Below are 17,891 nucleotides of genomic sequence, written 5' to 3' on the forward strand. Positions count from 1 at the left end.
TCCCCTCCCTGTGGCAAAGTAGATCGCTATGGAATTGCTTTTTCTCTTCACCGGTCTTGCTATTGGCGTGGCTTTGGGTTGGTACGCGTGTTCTGCACACGCTCCGCAACCGGCCGCCGCCCCCACTCCGGCACTGCCCCCGCCGGTGGATATAGCCCCCTTGGAAAAAGCCCTGGACCGCATGGCGTATCAAATGCAAGAGATTGAGGCCGGGCGCTCGGTGGAAATCAATACGCTAGGTGCGCAAATCCAGTCCATCACCCGAACTTCCGCGCGCATCGGCGACCGTACCGATCAACTTCTCACAGCACTGCGCTCACCCAACGTGCGTGGCCGCTGGGGTGAGGTCCAACTTGAGCGCGTGGTGGAGCTGGGCGGAATGGTCAAGCACGTTGATTTCAACCCGCAGACTACCGCGTATATCGATGGCCGCGCGGTTCGCCCGGATTTGCTCATCAACCTCTCCGGCGGGCGGCACATCGTAGTAGATGCCAAAGTCCCCTTTTCCAGCTACATTGATGCTATTGAGGCTCAAGATCCCGAGGAAAATCTTGCGCTTATGCGCAGGCACGCGCGGCTGGTACGCGGACACGTGCAAACCCTATCCTCCAAGGACTACACCGCTGCTTTTAATCCGACCCCGGAATTTGTTGTGCTTTTCGTGCCAGCTGATCCCTTCCTGGACGCGGCCCTCAACGTGGATCCAGAGCTCCTGGAGTTCGCCTTCCAGCGCGGCGTGGTCATAGCCACCCCGGCCAGCCTCTTTGCCCTGCTGCGCACGGTGGCCCTGGGGTGGAGCCAGGAAGACGCCTCGCAAAAAGCCAGTGAAATCCAGCGGCTAGGCCAGGAACTATATTCCCGCCTCAACACCATGGGGGACCATTACAACCGAGTGGGGCGGAGCTTGGAAAAAGCAATCGAAGCTTTCAACTCCACCCTGGCCTCCGTAGACTCCCGGGTGATGGTCAGCGCCCGCAAGCTTAGCGAGATGGAAATTGGCAGCCAGAACAGACATCCTACAGAGCTCAAGCCGGTGGATATCCGCCCCCGGCAAGCTCCCAATTCGGAGCACCACGCGAAGCAGGATTACAGGCCTGACGGACACTGCGGTGGGGCACACTCCAAGACCGCCAGCGAGGACAGTTGGAATGGAAAAACCTCCTTTGGGTGAGTTATTTCTATTCCGGCACGATCCGGCAGGTAGAATATAGCCTCGTGTCTACTGCCAAACCAGCTTCCCGTCCGAACAGCGGCCCCCGGCCGCTGGGACTGCCCACCCTGGGCGGCCCCGCCGTGGTCGCGATGGGGCTTACCCTTGGTACCCTGATAGTGGTAATTACCGGCAGTTTCACCTTTGCGTTCAGCGTGCTTTTTGCCATCGGAACTGTGGTCGGAACTCTTTTCGTCAATATTCGCGGACTATTTGTCACGGTGACCTCGATCCCCGTTCTCTTCGCAATCTTCACCCTGATTTCCGGGGCACGCGTTTCCGCAGGCTCATCCTTGGCGGATAATGCCCAATTCTCAGCCACCACATGGCTCACTGGCGCCTACCCCATCATCGAAAGGTTCCCCTCCTTATTGGTGGTGACTCTACTGGGGGCCTTTATCGCGACTCTGCGGCTCTCACTGGCAGCAAAAACCACCACGGTACGGCAGCCGACCACGAGGCAACCACCGGCGGCCCCGTCGCGAACTGGCGCTCCTGCGCGCTCCACGCCGGCTTCCCGGCGCAGTACCGCCGTGCCCCGTACCACTCCCCGACCAGGCCGCCGGAGCATGGACTCCGCGCCCCGCGGCGAGGTTCTCACCGTTGCCGAGCTTGCCGCCCGCAACCGCAGTGCCTCCAAAGACCGTGACAGCCTCCGGCCGGCCCGCAGCGAAGCGCAGGTGGCTCAGGAGAAGGCGGCACAAGAAAGAATCGCCCGCGCCCGGCGCAGTTCCGAGGCCAGGCAGCGCGAACGCGCCGTGCGGAGCGACGGCTCTTCCCGGATAAACGATCTGCGGGTAGAAAGCTCCCGGGTCAAGGGTCACCGCGTGGAGGGCCCCCAGATAGAGGACCTCCGCGTGGAGGGCCCGCGCTTAGAAGGTGAAAGAGTAGGCGGAAAGCATTACCGCCCGGATCCGGCGCGCCGCGCCGGCCAACCGGTCCCAGAAGTCATCCGCCGCGCTGGGGAACCTACCTCTAAAGTTCCCCCACGCCGTCGCCGGCACCGGCTTGATGATGACCTTTATGGCAACGATTAACTCCAAAAAGCTCCCGCTTCCCTCTTGGTTGAGGGAAACGGGAGCCGGGCTGGGAGTTTTTCTCAACAGCACACAGTAGTTCCCGCCAGGAGATACCCGGCGGGGCCGCGAAAGTGTGGGCTTGTTGCGGCGACTGCTGCTTGCCTCCTACTGCTTGTTACGGGCAGGGCGCAAGTCCCGCGGCAGGGAGAACGTGATGGTCTCGGTCGAGGTGGTGACCTGCTCCACATCGTGATAGCCGCGTTCGTCCAAGAATTCTAGTACCTCACGGACCAGAATCTCGGGCACGGAGGCACCGCAAGTGACACCGACGGTGGTGACTCCCTCCAGCCATGCCTCGTCAATTTCCCGTGCGAAGTCCACCAGGTGCGCATCACGGGAACCGGCGTCCAGGGCGACCTCCACTAGACGAACGGAGTTCGACGAGTTGGTGGAGCCCACCACGATCATTAGATCGCACTTAGGAGCGATGGCTTTCACGGACTCCTGCCGGTTTTGGGTGGCGTAGCAGATATCGTCCGAAGGGGGATCCTGCAGGTGGGGAAAACGCTGGCGGAGCTTGTTGACGATGTTTACTGCCTCATCGACGCTCAGAGTGGTTTGAGACAACCAGATGAGCTTTTCATCCTGCAGGAATTCTGGCAGCTTGTCCACGCCCTCCAGGCCGTCCACCAAGTGGGTGACCTCCGGGGCCTCCCCGGCGGTTCCTTCCACCTCCTCGTGGCCCTCGTGGCCGATGAGGAGGATCTGGTAACCATCGCGTTCAAAGCGCCGGGCCTCATTGTGAACTTTAGTCACCAACGGGCAAGTGGCGTCCAAGGTGAGTTGCTTGCGTTCTTGAGCTTCGTTTTTCACAGCGGGAGAAATACCATGAGCGGAGAAAACCAGATGCGCGCCCTCCGGCGCCTCCGAGGCCTCATCAACGAAAATAACTCCGCGCTCTGCAAGGGTATCCACCACGTACTTGTTGTGAACAATCTGTTTACGCACGTAAATGGGGGCACCGTACTTCTCCAGTGCCTTTTCCACGGTTTCGACGGCACGGTCCACGCCAGCGCAGTAACCACGCGGAGCCGCCAGTAAAACGTTTTTGCCAGCTTCAATCATGCCCCCACAGTACCGACAATCGAGCGAATTACATACACTGGGTTACCTAACTACAAAACCTAAGCAAAGGCGGATATCTATGGCTCAAGTCTCCTCAACCCCCGAGGCTCCTTGGTCAGTTGCGAAAGTAAACGGTGCCGTCAAAGGCTGGATCGACCGGCTGGGCTACCTCTGGGTAGAAGGCCAACTAGCCCAGGTCAATTACAAACCTACCTGGGCTTTTGCTTTTGTGACCTTGCGGGACACGCAGCAAGAAAAATCCATTGCCCTCCGCATTCCCAGCCGGCAATTTGGTGCCTTAAACCCTCGCCCCAAAGAGGGCGACCGCGTAATTGTCCACGGCAAGCCAAACTTCTACGAAGGCCGTGGCGAGTTTTCGCTCATGGTCGACGATATCCGCCAAGTAGGTATAGGTGAGCTTCTAGCGCGGATAGAACTGTTGCGCAAGCAGCTGGCACAGGAGGGACTCTTTGCCCCGGAGCGGAAAAAGCGGCTCCCCTTCCTACCCCACCGCATAGGGCTTATTACCTCCCGGAACTCCGCCGCTGAGCGCGATGTCATCTCTGTAGCGCGTGACCGGTGGCCGGCGGTGCAGTTTCGGGTGGAAAACGCTGCGGTGCAGGGCACTAACGCCGTCACCTCCGTGCTGCAGGCGTTGTCTGCCTTGGAGCAGGACCCGGAGGTAGACGTCATCATCATCGCCCGTGGCGGTGGCTCCGTCGAAGATCTCCTGCCCTTCTCAGACGAGGCGCTTCAGCGGGCTGTAGCCAAGTGCACCACGCCCGTGGTCTCCGCCATTGGCCACGAACCGGACACCCCCATCCTGGACAACGTAGCCGATCTTCGGGCTGCCACGCCCACGGACGCAGCCAAGCGCGTAGTCCCCTCAGCGGCCGATGAACGCGCGGGGATCAACCAGGCCCGCGACCGGCTGGGGGCTGCCCTGCGCAACTGGGTGGAAAGGGAGCGCCGCCAACTAGAATCACTGCGCTCACGGCCGGTGATGGCCGATCCTTTCAAGCCCATCAACGACCGCCGCGAGGAGCTTGACCGAGCGGTAAAACTCATCCGGCGTGACATCGGGTACCTACTGCAGCGCGAAACCGCCCAGGTGGCCTCCCTCCGGAGCCAAATTTCCACCCTAGGCCCCTCCGCTACCTTGGCACGCGGATATGCGGTGGTCCAGGTTATGGCAACAAGCGGCAAGGACCACGAGGTGGTAACCACTTACAAGCAGACGCCGTTGGGCAGCAAGCTGAGAATCCGCGTGGCTGACGGCTCCATTTCTGCGGCCACGGTTGGGATTGAACCCGCAGACTAACCACAACTACTGCGGAGGGGCAGCGGCGGCTGGCCGGCACCTAGCCCCGCCCCGAAGGGCAACGGCACCTGCGGTCCCCTGCCAGAGCCCGCCCCGATAAAATCACCGCAAAACGCAACCGAGAACCAAACGCAACCAAAAACCAAACACAACCAAGAACCAAACGCAACCGAGAAAGAGACAGCGATGAAAGAAAATACCTTTGGAACCGGAATCCCCGGCCAAGACGCCTTCCCTGCCGTTGAGGAGCTTTCCTACGAGCAAGCCCGGGATGAGCTGATTGAAACGGTCAAGATTCTAGAGCTAGGCCAGATGGGGCTTGATGAGTCCCTTAAATACTGGGAGCGCGGCGAGGCCCTGGCTAAGCGGTGCGAGGATCACCTTGACGGTGCCGCCCGGCGCGTAGAGGACGCGCTCAACGCCAAGCAGGCACAGGGTAACACCACGGACGCGCAGGAGGCTTAAAACATGCAGATCTACGGTCACCCCGGTGACAGGGTTGATTTTGTTTCCAAGTCCGGTGCTGCGGGCGCTATCATGTTCGGCGATCCCAAGAGTCTGTGCGTGGAGTTTTTTGGCAAGCCTCACACGGAACAAGGAAACACCATCACGTACTTCAAAGGAGCCATCGCGATTGACTTCGAGTCGGAGAAGGTTAGCGCCATTCATATCCGTCCCGGAGCCTCATCGGAAAAAGTAGACGTATTCCTTGGCCGGGACAAGCTCAACGGGCTCAGCCACGCAGAGCTAGCGGAGCTTGCCGGGGATCGACCAGTGGAAGCTGAATTCGCCGCCGATGACACCCCAAAGCTCTCGCGGGTTTCTTTTACCGGCTAAGGGCCGGGGCTATCACACAGGCCCTACTGGTTGCTGGCGGAGAAAGCTACTTGTTGGCGAGCGCTAGCTGCTGTTGAGTGCTGGGCGGTGGTGAGAGCTAGGCGTTGTTGAGCGGAGTAGCCGCGATGAAGGCCCGCACCGCCGTTTCAAAATCTGCATCTTTCGAGGAACCGCTCAGCAACAGACGCGCGTCTCCCAAGTCCACACCCCACAGGTCGCGCACGTTTTTCTCATCCGTGGATAGGACGCGCACTTGCTTGCCCTCCACTGTGACGGTGCGCTCCTCCGGGCGGTAGTGCCCGTCGTAGTTTTTCAGGGCGTCTTCCAGGGGCACAGAGGTTTGAACGGACTGAACGAAGCCGTCATCGGCAGTGACCCAGCCAACGGCGGAAGCTATTTCCCCCGCAACGCTGGTGCGGCGGGCCGAGTTTGGGGTCCATCCCGCAGGCATCTCCGGGTCGCGGATAACCGTTTTAGTACCACGCGATTCCAAGTCAAGAAAGGTGGAAGCGTCCACTTCGTTGATGCGAGCGTATTCCGTTTCCTCCGGGTTAACGCTGCACAGTCCGGTGGCACCAACGGCCAAGCCCATCATCACCACTACCACGCCCAGGGAGAGAACGATGTCCCGGGTGTCTTCAAAAATCTTAGGTTTTTCTTCTGCAGCCACGCTATTTACTATACGCAACCACGTCCGGGCCAAGCATGTTGGCAACCATCAGCCCATCCCCTCCCCCCGCTCGGGGGTCTTTCGGCAAGCATTTACGGGCATTGAATGAGATGTCGGAGTCCGAAGTGAGACAATGGCGGTGCCAATATTTTGCTTAGGGATAACCCCCAAATAAGGAGCTGCATTTAGAAATGTCGGATAATACCGTGCACATGCCAGACCGCAACCTTGCGATGGAGCTTGTGCGAGTCACCGAAGCCGCCGCCCTTGCCTCCGGCCGCTGGGTCGGACGCGGGATGAAAAACGAAGGTGACGGAGCCGCCGTTGACGCGATGCGCAAACTGATCAACTCAGTGCCCATGAACGGTGTCGTGGTCATCGGTGAAGGTGAAAAAGATGAAGCCCCCATGCTGTACAACGGCGAAGCCGTAGGCACCGGTGAGGGCCTGGACCTGGACATTGCTGTGGACCCGGTTGACGGAACCCGTCTGATGGCAGAAGGCCGCCCCAACGCCATTTCCGTTATCGCTGCCGCTGAACGCGGATCCATGTTTGATCCCTCGGCGGTGTTCTACATGGAAAAGATTGCCGTGGGGCCAGAAGCCAAGGGCGTTATTGACCTCAATGCCCCGGTACGTGACAACATCCGCGCGGTTGCCAAGGCCAAGGGGATCCGCCCCAGTGACGTCACCGTCGTGGTTCTTGACCGCCCGCGCCACAACCAGCTCATTAAGGAAATCCGGGACGCCGGGGCCAAGGTGCGTTTCATCATGGACGGTGACGTAGCTGGTGCCATCGCCGCCGCGCAGGATCACAACGCCATTGACATCATGATGAGCATTGGCGGCACGCCCGAGGGAATCATTACTGCCTGCGCCATGAAGTGCATGGAGGGCGAAATCCAAGGACGGCTGTGGCCCCAGAATGACGAGGAAGCAGCCAAAGCCCGCAACGCCGGCCATGACCTTGGCCAGGTGCTCACCACCGAGGATCTGGTAGCTTCCGAAAACTGCTACTTCGCGGCCACCGGCGTGACCAACGGTGACATGCTCAGCGGCGTGCGCTACCGTGCCAAAGGCGCTTCCACCCGGTCCCTGGTCATGCGCTCGAAGTCCGGCACCATCCGCTACATCGACTCCGTCCACCAGCTGTCCAAGCTATCGGAGTACTCAGTGGTTGACTACACCAATCCGCAGTAAGGGGCATCACAGTCGCCAGCCCCGCAGAGGCGGGCGACTTTGCCTACTATTGATGTTATGAGCGCCTGTAATTTAATGTGCACTCGCGCTCGACATTTAACCTATACAACAATCCGTACAAGGGGTTTTTAAGATTATGACTGAGTACCGTATCGAACGCGACACCATGGGTGAAGTAAAGGTCCCTGTTGACGCTATGTGGCGTGCACAGACCCAGCGAGCCGTGGACAACTTCCCAATCTCGGGCCGTGGCCTGGAGCACGCACAGATTCGCGCGCTGGGAAATCTCAAGGCCGCCTGTGCCCAGGTCAACAAGGACTCCGGTGCACTGGATGCTGACAAGGCTGATGCCATCATCGCCGCTGCCAAAGAAATCTCCGACGGCAAGCACTACGACGAATTCCCCATCGATGTGTTCCAGACCGGTTCCGGCACCTCTTCAAACATGAACACCAATGAGGTTATTGCCTCTATTGCCGGCAAGAATGGCGTGGAAATTCACCCGAATGACCACGTCAACATGGGCCAGTCCTCCAACGACACCTTCCCAACTGCCACCCACGTGGCTGCCACCGAAGCCGCTGTCAACGATCTCATCCCTGGCCTGAAGGTCCTGCACAAGTCCCTAACCGCCAAGGCCAAGGAATTCGCAGATGTGGTTAAGTCCGGCCGCACCCACCTGATGGACGCGACCCCCATTACCCTGGGCCAAGAGTTTGGTGGATACGCCCGCCAAATCGAGCTTGGTATCGACCGCGTTGAGGCTTGCCTGCCACGTCTGGGCGAGCTTGCTATCGGTGGTACCGCCACCGGTACCGGCCTCAACACCGGCGCAGACTTTGGCGCAAAGGTCACTGAGGAGCTCAAGAAGCTCACCGGTGTGCAGCAGCTCAAGGAAGCTGAGAATCACTTTGAGGCCCAGGCTGCCCGCGACGCCCTCGTTGAGTTCTCCGGTGCCATGCGCACCATCGCGGTATCCCTGAACAAGATTGCCAACGACATCCGCCTCATGGGCTCCGGCCCGTTGACCGGCCTCTCAGAGATTCACCTGAAGGACCTGCAGCCAGGCTCCTCCATCATGCCGGGCAAGGTCAACCCAGTAATCCCGGAGGCAACCACCATGGTGGCCGCCCAGGTCATTGGCAACGACGCTGCAATCGCTTTCGGCGGCGCACAGGGCCACTTTGAGCTCAACGTGTTCATCCCAGTGATGGCCCGCAACGTTTTGGAGTCCGCTCGCCTGCTGGCTAACGTCTCCCGCGTTCTGGCTGAGAAGTGCGTTGACCACATCACTGCTAACGAGGACCGTATGAAGAAGTACGCTGAGTCCTCCACCTCCATTGTCACCCCACTGAACAGCAACATTGGCTACGAAAACGCCGCCAAGGCTGCAAAGCATGCACTCAAGCAGCAGATCACCGTGCGCGAGGCCGTCATTGACCTGGGCTTCGTTGATGGGGAGAACCTCACCGAGGAGCAGCTGGATGAAAAGCTTGACGTGCTATCCATGACCAACCGCGACCGCGATAGCTTCTAAGCATCACTCTGCGGCTTAGTGGCCAGCCGCGCGCCCCTCACGCGCCGGATAGCCACTAGCCCCGATTTGCGCCGCTGGCCCCCACCCTTGAACTAAGGGCGGGGGCCAGCGGCCTTGTCAGCGGGTGCCCCACCTTGCGGTAGTGGGGACCTTACGGGCAAGTAGCTGTGACGTAGACTACGTACTCCTCTTCCTCACCGGATTGGTTAGTGGCAAAGCCCTCAAAGCTGTAGGTGTTACCGGATATCCGGGGAGTTCCCCCCTGGGTTACCAACGCTCTGCCGTCCCCTAATCCGATTTGTCCGGTGAGGGTCTGTTGCGCGTCTTTGTGGCTACGCAGAAATACCCAGTTTCCCGACTGCTCCATCTCCGGCTCGAAGACGTAGAAATTTTTTGAGCCATCCGGGAACACCGCGCAGGTTATCTGGGCGCCAGGGATCTCCAGCGGTTCCCCGTCGACCACCAGCTCAAAGTTATCCGGCCTTGCCGGAACGACCGTCCGGGTGGCTCCTGCCTTGTCCTCCAGCTCCCGCGTTTCAGCAAAGAAGGCCGGTGGTGTGCGTTTGGCAGCGCCATTAGCTGGTGGCGCTGGCGCCTGGGTTTCTTTCTTAGTAGGCATGGGCACCGAGTTTGTCTGCAGCACTTTGCCCGTAGGCGTAGGCGCAGCGGAAGGTTCCGTGGTAGTGGCGCTAATGGTGGTGCTGATGGCGGTACTAGTGACGGTGCTAGTGATGGCGCTGGTTTCCTCCACTTGGCTGGTGTGTTTTTGAAGGGTTGGTGAGTGCTTGGATACGGTTTCCTCCGTTGCTTGCCCGCCGTCCGTGGAGCAGGAGATCAAGGGTAGCGCGAGGAGCGCGGTGGCTGTGATTGCGGTAGAAAGCTTCGCCTTAGTGAACATTTATCCAGTGTATATCCCCCACTTGCTCCGCGCTTGAGCCCTGGTCAAAGACGGAAACTCCCGGGAAATATCCGGCCGGGATTCCGCTGCGGTGGGGCACCGCGACAAGGCCTGCAATAATGCACTTGGTGAAACTTTTTACCGGGTGTAAAGTTTTTGGCCATGGACAGCACTCCGGAAACGATATCCCTGCGTGAGCAAAAGCGCAGGAATACCAAGCTGGGAATTGAAGACGCCGCCACGCGACTGGTGGATGAAAAAGGGTTCGCCCACGTCACCGTGGAGGAAATCTGTGCCGCGGCCGGGGTTTCCAAGCGCACGTTCTTCAACTACTTCGATTCCAAGGACTCCGCGGTGCTGGGAACCCCTGGCCAAAGCTTCACCCCAGCCCAACGCGAACGCTTTCTCTCCACCCCCGCGGACAGCATGGCAGTCTTAAGCCTGGAACTGGCCAAAGAACATCTACGCGAACTCCACGCCGATTCCCGGATATCCGCGCGCCGGCACCGGATAGCTAATGACACCGACGCCGCTTACGCCGTCTTGAGCCGCCGGCGCGCGAAAAATGATGAGTTCAGCGATCTCATCAAACTTCGGCTGGAAAAGGACCCCCACCTGCGTTTGCTTTCCGGAGTGAGTACGGACACCGAAGCAATTGTGATTGCCGGCATTGTCCGGGAAGCTCTATGGGTGGCAATGGCCGCGCCGGATTCTGATTGCAACGCCTCTCTCCCCGACCGCTTGGACCAGTCCGTGAGTCTTATTCACGACTACTGGAAGGAGATTCAATGGTAAAGCAGAACCATAATTTACCCCTGATAATCTCCGCCTTGATGCTTACTATGCTGATGAGCTCGCTGGGCCAGATGATCTTTGCGGCGGCGCTACCTACCATCGTGGGTGAGCTGGGCGGCGTTGACCGGATGAGCTGGGTCATCTCTGCGTTCCTGGTCACCATGACAATTGCCATGCCTATAGCCGGCAAACTGGGCGACCTTTGGGGCCGCAAGTGGCTCTACATTGGAGGAATTGGCATATTCGCGGTGGGCTCCGCGTTGGGAGGCTTCGCAGCGACCATGAACGCGCTCATCGTCGGACGCGCCGTCCAGGGCTTCGGTGCCGGGGTGATGATGATTTCCTCCCAGGCAATCGTGGCGGAGGTAACCACAGCCCGCGAACGCGGCAAGTACATGGGAATTATGGGCGGCGTCTTTGGCGTGTCCTCCGTTTTGGGACCTGTCCTGGGCGGGTGGTTTACCGACGGCCCCGGGTGGAGGTGGGCACTGTGGATGAACATTCCCTTAGCACTAGCGGCCATCACGGTATGCACGCTGGTCTTGAAGCTCCGCGTGGGAAAGGCCTCCCTGGCCCAGTTTGACGCCGTGGGCGCGGTACTCATAGCGGTGACCACCGCCGCGCTCATCCTCATGACCACCTGGGGTGGATCCGAATACGCGTGGGGGGACCCGCTCATCCTGGGCCTTGCCGCAGTGGTGGTTGTGGGTGCGGCGGCCACCGTGTTTACCGAAACACGGGTAAAACAACCGCTTATTCCGCTGGGTCTTTTCACAAATCGCAATATGGTGCTGTCAACCGCCTCCGGCACCGTACTGGGCTTGGCTATGTTCGGGGTTTTCGGCTACATGCCCACCTACCTACAAATGGTGCACACCCTGACGCCCACCAAGGCCGGGCTAATGATGGTGCCCATCATGCTGGGAATGCTGATTACCTCAACGGCTGTAGGGTTTGTCATCTCCCGGACCGGCCGCTACAAGGTCTTCCCGCTCGTTGGCCTTGCCATGGTTACGTTGGCCTTGCTATGGATGTCCAGGCTAAGTGTGGACACTTCACTGGTGGAGCTTGGTATCCAGTTCTTACTCTTTGGCGTCGGCCTGGGCTTTGTCATGCAGGTGCTGGTACTCATTGTGCAGAACTCTTTCCCGCTCGCGCGGGTGGGGACTGCCACGGCCGCGAACAACTTCTTCCGGCAGGTAGGCGGCGCGGTAGGGGCTTCCATGGTGGGTTCCTTGTTCATCCACAACATGAGGCTTGAGCTGGCAAACAATGCTCCTCGGGCGCTGGAAAAAATGGGCCCCTACGGTACTCAATACGCGCAGCAATTCACAGCAGGCGGGGCTTCGCGCTTTACCCCAACGCTGGTCGCTGAGTTACCCAAGCCTCTGCAAGAGGTGGTCCTCAACGCCTATAACGACGGTCTTACCCCCGTCATCTTCCTCATGGTGCCCCTGGCGGTACTGGCTTTTGTATTCGTAATACCAATCCGCGAGGAGCACCTCAAGGAAACAATTGACTAGGACTCTTTAGCCGGGTGTGGCAACAGGAGTTCATAGACATCCGTGTCGCGCCACTGCCCCGCCAGCTCCCCGTAGGTCATCTTGGCCAGGTGGGAATAGGTTCCCACCTTCTCAAAACCCCGGGACAGGTGGAGCTTTGCCGAGCCCTCATTCTCCGGGAAAATCCACGCGTGAATAGCCCACTTGTGGAGTCCTTGGCAGACCTCAATGAGCTTGTCCAGGAGTGCTCCAGCGATCCCGCGTCCAGTAGCGTCCAGATGGACATAGATGGAATCCTCCACCACGCCATGAAATACGCTGCGGGAGGAAATAGGCGCTGCGGAGACCCAGCCTAAGACCTTGGAGTCATCCTCCGCCTCTACAGCCACGTGAACTGATGGCAGGATCTTGGACTTTGTGAACTGCTCCAGGGTCATAGCCCGAGTCTCATAGGTAGCGTGCCCGGTGGTCAAACCCATCTCGTAAATTTCCTGCATTTGCGGATAGTCCTCAGTACGGAATGGGCGTATGGTGAAATCTTTTGCAGACATGGCGGACCTTAATGTTAGAAGTTGCTGGAGCGGGAGAAGATAGTGGAATACATCCCCGTGTTGATGGCGTTGGACACCAGATTAGCCAGGATAACAAAGCCCGCTACGCCACCTAAAACGGACAGCAAAATAGTAAGGTCCTCCGGAGCAATGGATTTTTCGGAAGATTGCGCCCCGGACTCCTGAGAGGCACTGAGCTGCTCTGCGGACGGAGAATTTTCTTGGGCATACGCGGTGGTACTGCCGGCGGCCAGGGACAACGCCACTAGGCCAGTAATGATCTTTTGCATGGTTTCCTCGGATGTCGAAATTGTTCTTAGGCCTCCCAGACTAGCCAAGATGGCACTGCAACGGTTAAAACTCGGGTTCGCTGCCCGGTTGGCAGACAAGGTTTTCAACCGCCAAAAGGCCCCGCGTAAAAACGCGGGGCCAGATGAGCTATGTAATGAGAAATTACATCATGCGGATGTCAGCACCGAACCTGCCGGTTGCATCTGCCATCCAGGAGATGGTGCCGTTGGTGAATTCCTGGTTCCAACCGGTTGCGTGATCGGTAACCTGCTCAGGCTCAACTGGAAGTCCAACCTCAGCCTCAAGGCCACCGTTCTCGATGTAGGTTTCAGCGATCTTGCCGATAACTGGAACGGTCTTGCCGGTCTCAGCGTTGTGTACCAGCAGCTTGTTGTCGCCGTAGTTAACCAGGGTGCCCTTGTCGGTGGTCTGAACGTCTTCGATGTTCAGGCCCCACTCCTGGCCCTTGGCAACAGCCTCATCAGCGAAATCTGCAGGCAGCTCAACGTCACCCTCAGCACCTGGTACCATCTTCATGCCTTCGCCGGCCTCAGACATCTTCTTGTCAGCTTCGTTGCCAGCGGAAACTACGGCAGCGGAAGCGTCAGCAGCAGCGGACTCCATGGAGTCGCCAGCGTCTTCTACGGCAGAAGCGATAGCAGCGGTTGCCTCAGCAGCTTCCTTGCTCATCTTGTCTCCGGCCTTGTCAACCTCAGTCGCAGCGGAATCCAGAGCCTGGTCCACGTCTTCCTGAGCTTCTTGGGTACAAGCAACCAGGCTGACAGCCAATGCGGAAGCTGCGAAACCAGCGGTGATACGACGGGTGATGTTCTTCATTGAGAATTATCCTTTCACTAAAGCGTTGAATCTCAACACTTTAAATTCTTAAGCTTTTTCTTGCCAACCAGTACCTGAGCTTGGACATCAAAGCACTACTCGATTGGCATGCCTTTCAAACTTTAAGGGATTATCCAGGTAAACCTCAAATATTTTTCAGTGAGTTTCTGAATGTTTTGGGGGTTTAGCGGAGTTTTCGCCGGTTAGAGCCATTCTTACGGTTTGATAACGTTTGCCTTTTCCGTTTGGATTTTTGGGAAATCTCGGACTGAGCCGCACTTGCCTTAGCGCGGCGCGCTTGTTTGGCTTTGGACTTTTCGCGCGCGGAAAGTTTCTCCACAGGCCCGCGGGAGGAGGAACTTTTCCGTCCGCGGCACACCCCCACGAAACTCTGGATCTCTTCGCTGTCGGAGTCCTTGGACCACACCAACGCAATGGATGTTCGGGGATGGTCCTCAAGCACCCGCAGCCCTAGCGGCACGACCTGTTTTTTGGCAAGGACCTTCAGCAACGGCCTGGGAGCAACCGCAACCCCCACATTGGCAGCCACGATTTGCAGGGCGTCGCGAACCGCAACGACATCTACGGACGCATCCGGAGGAATCTGATAGTTGACTATCTCATCTTCGATATCGCGCGGGTGTACCGCCTCCCCCAGCTCAGCGAAGACCGAATCCTTGGGGACCGCTACGCCTGGTTCCTCATCATAAAGACGCACTATGTGGAAAGCTTCGGTGATTCGGGAATCTGGGACGCGAGCCAGGGCCAGGTCAGCCTGTCCGAGCAGCACCTGCCCGAGGGCGTCGTCCGCGTTGGCGGTATCCAAGGTCACCTCCCGGCCGGCTAGCGCGCGGTAGCGCTCAAACCATTTTGCGGGTTCAGTTCCGGTGACAAAAGCCACTGTTAAGGTCTTAGACATAGCAACCAGCATAGGTCAGCAGGCCCCCGGTTGGTATGCTGGTGCGCATGACTAATAATGCCAGCCAGCCGTCAGGTTCCGCTATGAAGCCTCAGACCGCGGCGAAGAAACTGGGAATCTACCTTCCAGCCACCCCCGAGGAATTCCAGACCGGAGGTGTAACGCACGCGCAACTGCGCGACTTACACGACAACCCTCCTGCCTGGTTGGTGGAGCTTCGCCTAACAGGCCCCCACCCACGCCCCGTGGTCGCACAAAAACTGGGAATCTCCACCACCGCCTTGAAGAAAAATCATATGGACAAGGCCCTGACCACCGCAGAAATTACTGAACTCCTCCTTAACAAACCGCAATGGTTGGAAGACGCCCGCAAGACCCACGCTGAACAACGCGCGCAAGCGCTCGCGGAAAGCCCACAACAAGAAGAACCTCCTCAGAGCCAAGAAGAGCTCCCGCAGAGCACGGAAGATAATGAAGAGGTCACCGACACCGATAACGTCACTGCGACCCCCGAAGTAAAAGAGCACACCTCTGATGACACTGATGACTCGGAAGACACTAAAGACTCTGTAGACCAGCTCTAGATAATCCTTTGCCACCTTCCCTGGGCGCGCACCGCTGCACGCCCAGGGAATCCTGGTGCGAGCGCCCCTGGTTTTTCTAACCAGGGGCTTAAATGTAGTCCACAGCGGGTCCATCCACGCGCCCGGCCGGTTGAGCACATATCCGCCATGGCACCTAAAAATCAAGGCAATGGGCCGTCAAGGCGCTTGGCACGGGCCCACAGCTGCACGTTAATGGACTCGCAGTCCAGGGGTGGCTCCGGGGCAGGCTTCTGTGAATCAGTCCAACTAGTAACCGGGGTAAAACCGTGAAGCGCGCTCACGGCAACGGCGGGGAGGCGCTCTCCTACGGGTACGCGCTCGCGCCGCGGGGCCGGAATCAGCCCGGCTTCCACGGCGGCGCGCACCGTTACCGAATCAACCACCAGGCTTTCAGGTGCCTGAATCAGCTCATCACCACGAAAGAAGATGAGGGAAGCGTTGGCGGCCTCGCGGATGAACCCGTCCGCAACCAGGGCGGCGTCGTCAGCACCATGGCTAAGCGCCTGCGCGCGCAACTTTAGTTGCGCAGTGAAATCGGGGCCTTTGAGGTGCGGTAAATTCCGGGGGTCTTGCGCCAGCCACAGTGCGGTCCCGGTTCGCAGCGGCGGCTGGGGACGCAGGCGGTAATGGGCAGTGCTGCGGTAGACGCGCACCTGCGGGAAGTAGTTGCCCACCTCTGGGACCCAGATGCGGGGGTTTAAACCCAACCTGCGCCAGTGGAGATCGGGGCGAATGGCACGGCCATCCCGCACGGCAAAAGACGTTACTAGTTCCATTGGATCCCCCGAAGCGGCCGGAGCTTCACCTGGGTTTCTTCCCACTCCGCCTCCGGATCGGATAGAGACAACACCGCACCTCCAACGCCGTAATAGGCACCGGCAGGCGTGTTGACCAGCGTGCGGATGGTCATCGACAGCTCTACCTGACCGGTGGTGGAAAGAAAGCCGAAGGCGCCGGAGTAAGCGCCGCGCCAGGTCCCCTCCAACTCTTGGATAATACCCATGGTCCGTTCCTTCGGGGCACCAGTCATGGAGCCGCCAGGAAACGCCGCCTCCACGGCGTCCAGGGCGTTCTTGCCCGGTGTGAGCTGCCCCGTGATATCCACCATCAGCTGGTGGACGGTCGGGTAGGTCCGCACATAAAAATCCGCATTGTGGGTCACCCCGGTGCACACCCGGGACAAGTCATGGCGCACCATATCCGCCACCATGAGCAGCTCAGCGGTTTCTTTTTCCCCGCTGAGCTGCCGAATAAGGGATTCATCGCGGCTGGCGTCGCGGTCCGGGTCACGCGGCCGGGTTCCCTTGATGGGGCGGGAAGTCACCTGTCCATAGCCGTCCACGGCCAGGAAAAGCTCCGGGGTGGCCGAAAGCAGCTCCTGAGCGGGGAAGGACAGGTACCCCGTGCCCTCCATGGCCAGGTACACCGCCAGGGAATCCCGCACCGGTTCCAATTCGTAGCGGTTGGTTAGGCAGACCTCGTACGTATCCCCCGCCGCTAGGTATTCTTGCGCACGCGCGATGGCACTGAGGTAGTGCCCGTGGTCGTGCACGGGCGCGGCCGGGCCAGCGCCCGCCGGCTTCGGGGGCGTAGCCAGCTGTGGGGTCCAGCCATCATCACCAGCAAAGGCCAGCAGGTGGGTTTTTCCTGCTTGCGGGTCCACGATAACGGCACGGCGTGCGAAGGCGAATTCAGCATCCGGGTACGGGCTGTGCCCCGGCGCGCCGGCCTCATAGCCTAGATATCCCACCCAGCCCAGGGAGAAATCCAGCCCGGGGATGGGGGCGGCCACCCGGGCAGGTGCCAAGGAGGCGGCGTAGGTGTCCCGGAAGGTGTCAAAGAACCCACCGTTAACACAGGTGTGTATTTCATCCGCTGCCCCCAGCACGTGCATCCCAGCTGACTGCAACCAGAACTTTGCTTTGCCCGCCAAACCGGCGGCTACCGCCGCCGGGTCCAGAGCGTAATCCAGGGTGCGGACGCTGAAGTAAGACTGTGCGTAAAAACGACCGCTTAGCGCAAGGAAGTTCCGGATGATTTGCCGCCCACCATGGCCTGCCATGGACTCAGGGTGGAACTGCACCCCAAACCGGGGCAGGCTGCGGTGTTCAATGCCCATTACTACCCCGTCTTCCAGGCGGGCGGTAACGCGGTAGCTGGCAGGGATGTCCGCAGCATGCAAGGAGTGATAACGCACCACGGTTAAGGGGTTAGCAAGCCCGGAAAACAGCCCCGTGCCGTCGTGGCTAACCTGGCCAGTAACCCCGTGCGCTGGACGCGGCAGCCGGGTGACCTTGCCCCCGTCTATCTGTACGAAAGCCTGCATCCCTAAGCATACGCCCAGGATAGGGCCGCCAAAGCGCTCTATAACTTCAGCGCTGAGCCCCAAATCATCCGGGTTACCGGGATGCCCCGGGCCGGGTGAGATGATAACGGCGTCCGCTTTTGCAATGCCAGAGGACTCCCACGGCACGTCATTGGTGACTACCGCGGGAGCCCTCCCGGTTTCTAAGCGGACGTATTCAACCAGATTGAAAGTAAAAGAATCATGGTTGTCCACGACCACAATGTTCAT

Annotated in this window: 18 protein-coding genes and 1 pseudogene; 10 read left to right on the plus strand and 9 right to left on the minus strand. The window is 59.3% G+C overall.

The features are described 5' to 3' along the window. Positions 1-28: 28 nt before the first annotated feature. Entirely contained in the window at positions 29-1,171 is a 1,143-nt protein-coding gene (locus F4V58_RS07520; protein WP_075734761.1) for a DNA recombination protein RmuC, read from the plus strand. Positions 1,172-1,215: 44 nt separating this feature from the next. Then, on the plus strand, positions 1,216-2,247 hold the full coding sequence (locus F4V58_RS07525; protein WP_150385744.1) for a DUF6542 domain-containing protein: 1,032 nt from the start codon (positions 1,216-1,218) through the stop codon (positions 2,245-2,247). A gap of 147 nt (positions 2,248-2,394) precedes the next feature. On the opposite strand, the gene F4V58_RS07530 is transcribed toward F4V58_RS07525, so the two are convergent. Further along, positions 2,395-3,354: a 4-hydroxy-3-methylbut-2-enyl diphosphate reductase gene (locus F4V58_RS07530; RefSeq protein ID WP_075734765.1), complete on the minus strand. Its 960-nt coding sequence runs from the start codon at positions 3,352-3,354 to the stop codon at positions 2,395-2,397. A 79-nt stretch (positions 3,355-3,433) separates the two neighbouring features. On the opposite strand from F4V58_RS07530, the gene xseA reads away from it, so the two are divergent. From xseA to F4V58_RS07545, 3 genes are all read left to right on the plus strand, one after another. Then, entirely contained in the window at positions 3,434-4,675 is a 1,242-nt protein-coding gene (gene xseA, locus F4V58_RS07535) for an exodeoxyribonuclease VII large subunit (RefSeq protein WP_075734767.1), read from the plus strand. A 186-nt stretch (positions 4,676-4,861) separates the two neighbouring features. Then, a complete protein-coding gene (locus tag F4V58_RS07540) occupies positions 4,862-5,140 on the plus strand; it encodes an exodeoxyribonuclease VII small subunit (RefSeq protein ID WP_075734769.1) in 279 nt (92 codons plus the stop codon). Between the two features lie 3 nt (positions 5,141-5,143). Then, positions 5,144-5,512 carry a hypothetical protein gene (locus F4V58_RS07545; protein ID WP_075734771.1) on the plus strand — a complete coding sequence of 123 codons (369 nt, stop codon included), beginning with the start codon at positions 5,144-5,146 and terminating at the stop codon, positions 5,510-5,512. Positions 5,513-5,609: 97 nt separating this feature from the next. Here F4V58_RS07545 and F4V58_RS07550 read toward each other — a convergent pair whose 3' ends face one another. Beyond that, a complete protein-coding gene (locus tag F4V58_RS07550; protein ID WP_075734773.1) occupies positions 5,610-6,182 on the minus strand; it encodes a DUF4245 domain-containing protein in 573 nt (190 codons plus the stop codon). A 191-nt stretch (positions 6,183-6,373) separates the two neighbouring features. Here F4V58_RS07550 and glpX point away from each other — a divergent pair, with 191 nt between their 5' ends. Next, complete coding sequence (gene glpX, locus F4V58_RS07555; protein WP_075734775.1) at positions 6,374-7,381, plus strand: class II fructose-bisphosphatase; 1,008 nt, start codon at positions 6,374-6,376, stop codon at positions 7,379-7,381. Between the two features lie 136 nt (positions 7,382-7,517). Continuing rightward, a complete protein-coding gene (locus F4V58_RS07560; RefSeq protein WP_075734777.1) occupies positions 7,518-8,918 on the plus strand; it encodes a class II fumarate hydratase in 1,401 nt (466 codons plus the stop codon). Positions 8,919-9,069: 151 nt separating this feature from the next. Here F4V58_RS07560 and F4V58_RS12720 read toward each other — a convergent pair whose 3' ends face one another. Beyond that, positions 9,070-9,816, minus strand: a complete 747-nt coding sequence (locus tag F4V58_RS12720) for a hypothetical protein (RefSeq protein ID WP_075734779.1) — start codon at positions 9,814-9,816, stop codon at positions 9,070-9,072. A gap of 162 nt (positions 9,817-9,978) precedes the next feature. On the opposite strand from F4V58_RS12720, the gene F4V58_RS07570 reads away from it, so the two are divergent. Together F4V58_RS07570 and F4V58_RS07575 are read left to right on the plus strand one after the other, a co-directional pair. Beyond that, positions 9,979-10,611, plus strand: coding sequence for a TetR/AcrR family transcriptional regulator (locus tag F4V58_RS07570; RefSeq protein WP_075734780.1), 633 nt, complete (start codon positions 9,979-9,981; stop codon positions 10,609-10,611). Beyond that, positions 10,605-12,134: an MDR family MFS transporter gene (locus tag F4V58_RS07575; RefSeq protein ID WP_075734781.1), complete on the plus strand. Its 1,530-nt coding sequence runs from the start codon at positions 10,605-10,607 to the stop codon at positions 12,132-12,134. The genes F4V58_RS07570 and F4V58_RS07575 overlap by 7 nt, the downstream gene beginning before the upstream one ends. Here the strand turns inward: F4V58_RS07575 and F4V58_RS07580 are convergent. The 4 genes from F4V58_RS07580 to F4V58_RS07595 form a co-directional block, all read right to left on the minus strand. After that, complete coding sequence (locus F4V58_RS07580; RefSeq protein ID WP_075734782.1) at positions 12,131-12,664, minus strand: GNAT family N-acetyltransferase; 534 nt, start codon at positions 12,662-12,664, stop codon at positions 12,131-12,133. The genes F4V58_RS07575 and F4V58_RS07580 overlap by 4 nt on opposite strands. 14 nt (positions 12,665-12,678) lie before the next feature. Next, on the minus strand, positions 12,679-12,954 hold the full coding sequence (locus tag F4V58_RS07585) for a hypothetical protein (protein WP_075734783.1): 276 nt from the start codon (positions 12,952-12,954) through the stop codon (positions 12,679-12,681). Positions 12,955-13,117: 163 nt separating this feature from the next. Then, complete coding sequence (locus tag F4V58_RS07590; protein ID WP_075734784.1) at positions 13,118-13,792, minus strand: LGFP repeat-containing protein; 675 nt, start codon at positions 13,790-13,792, stop codon at positions 13,118-13,120. A 184-nt stretch (positions 13,793-13,976) separates the two neighbouring features. Further along, complete coding sequence (locus tag F4V58_RS07595) at positions 13,977-14,711, minus strand: LysR substrate-binding domain-containing protein (protein ID WP_075736614.1); 735 nt, start codon at positions 14,709-14,711, stop codon at positions 13,977-13,979. 47 nt (positions 14,712-14,758) lie between these two features. Here F4V58_RS07595 and F4V58_RS07600 point away from each other — a divergent pair. Beyond that, a pseudogene (locus F4V58_RS07600) lies at positions 14,759-15,112 on the plus strand (DUF5997 family protein); the annotation flags it as partial. A gap of 344 nt (positions 15,113-15,456) precedes the next feature. Here the strand turns inward: F4V58_RS07600 and F4V58_RS07605 are convergent. Then, entirely contained in the window at positions 15,457-16,092 is a 636-nt protein-coding gene (locus F4V58_RS07605; RefSeq protein WP_075734785.1) for an aminotransferase class IV, read from the minus strand. After that, positions 16,083-17,891, minus strand: a complete 1,809-nt coding sequence (locus tag F4V58_RS07610) for a chorismate-binding protein (protein ID WP_075734786.1) — start codon at positions 17,889-17,891, stop codon at positions 16,083-16,085. The genes F4V58_RS07605 and F4V58_RS07610 overlap by 10 nt, the downstream gene beginning before the upstream one ends.

This window comes from Corynebacterium phocae (assembly GCF_008693075.1).
GTDB lineage: Bacteria > Actinomycetota > Actinomycetes > Mycobacteriales > Mycobacteriaceae > Corynebacterium > Corynebacterium phocae.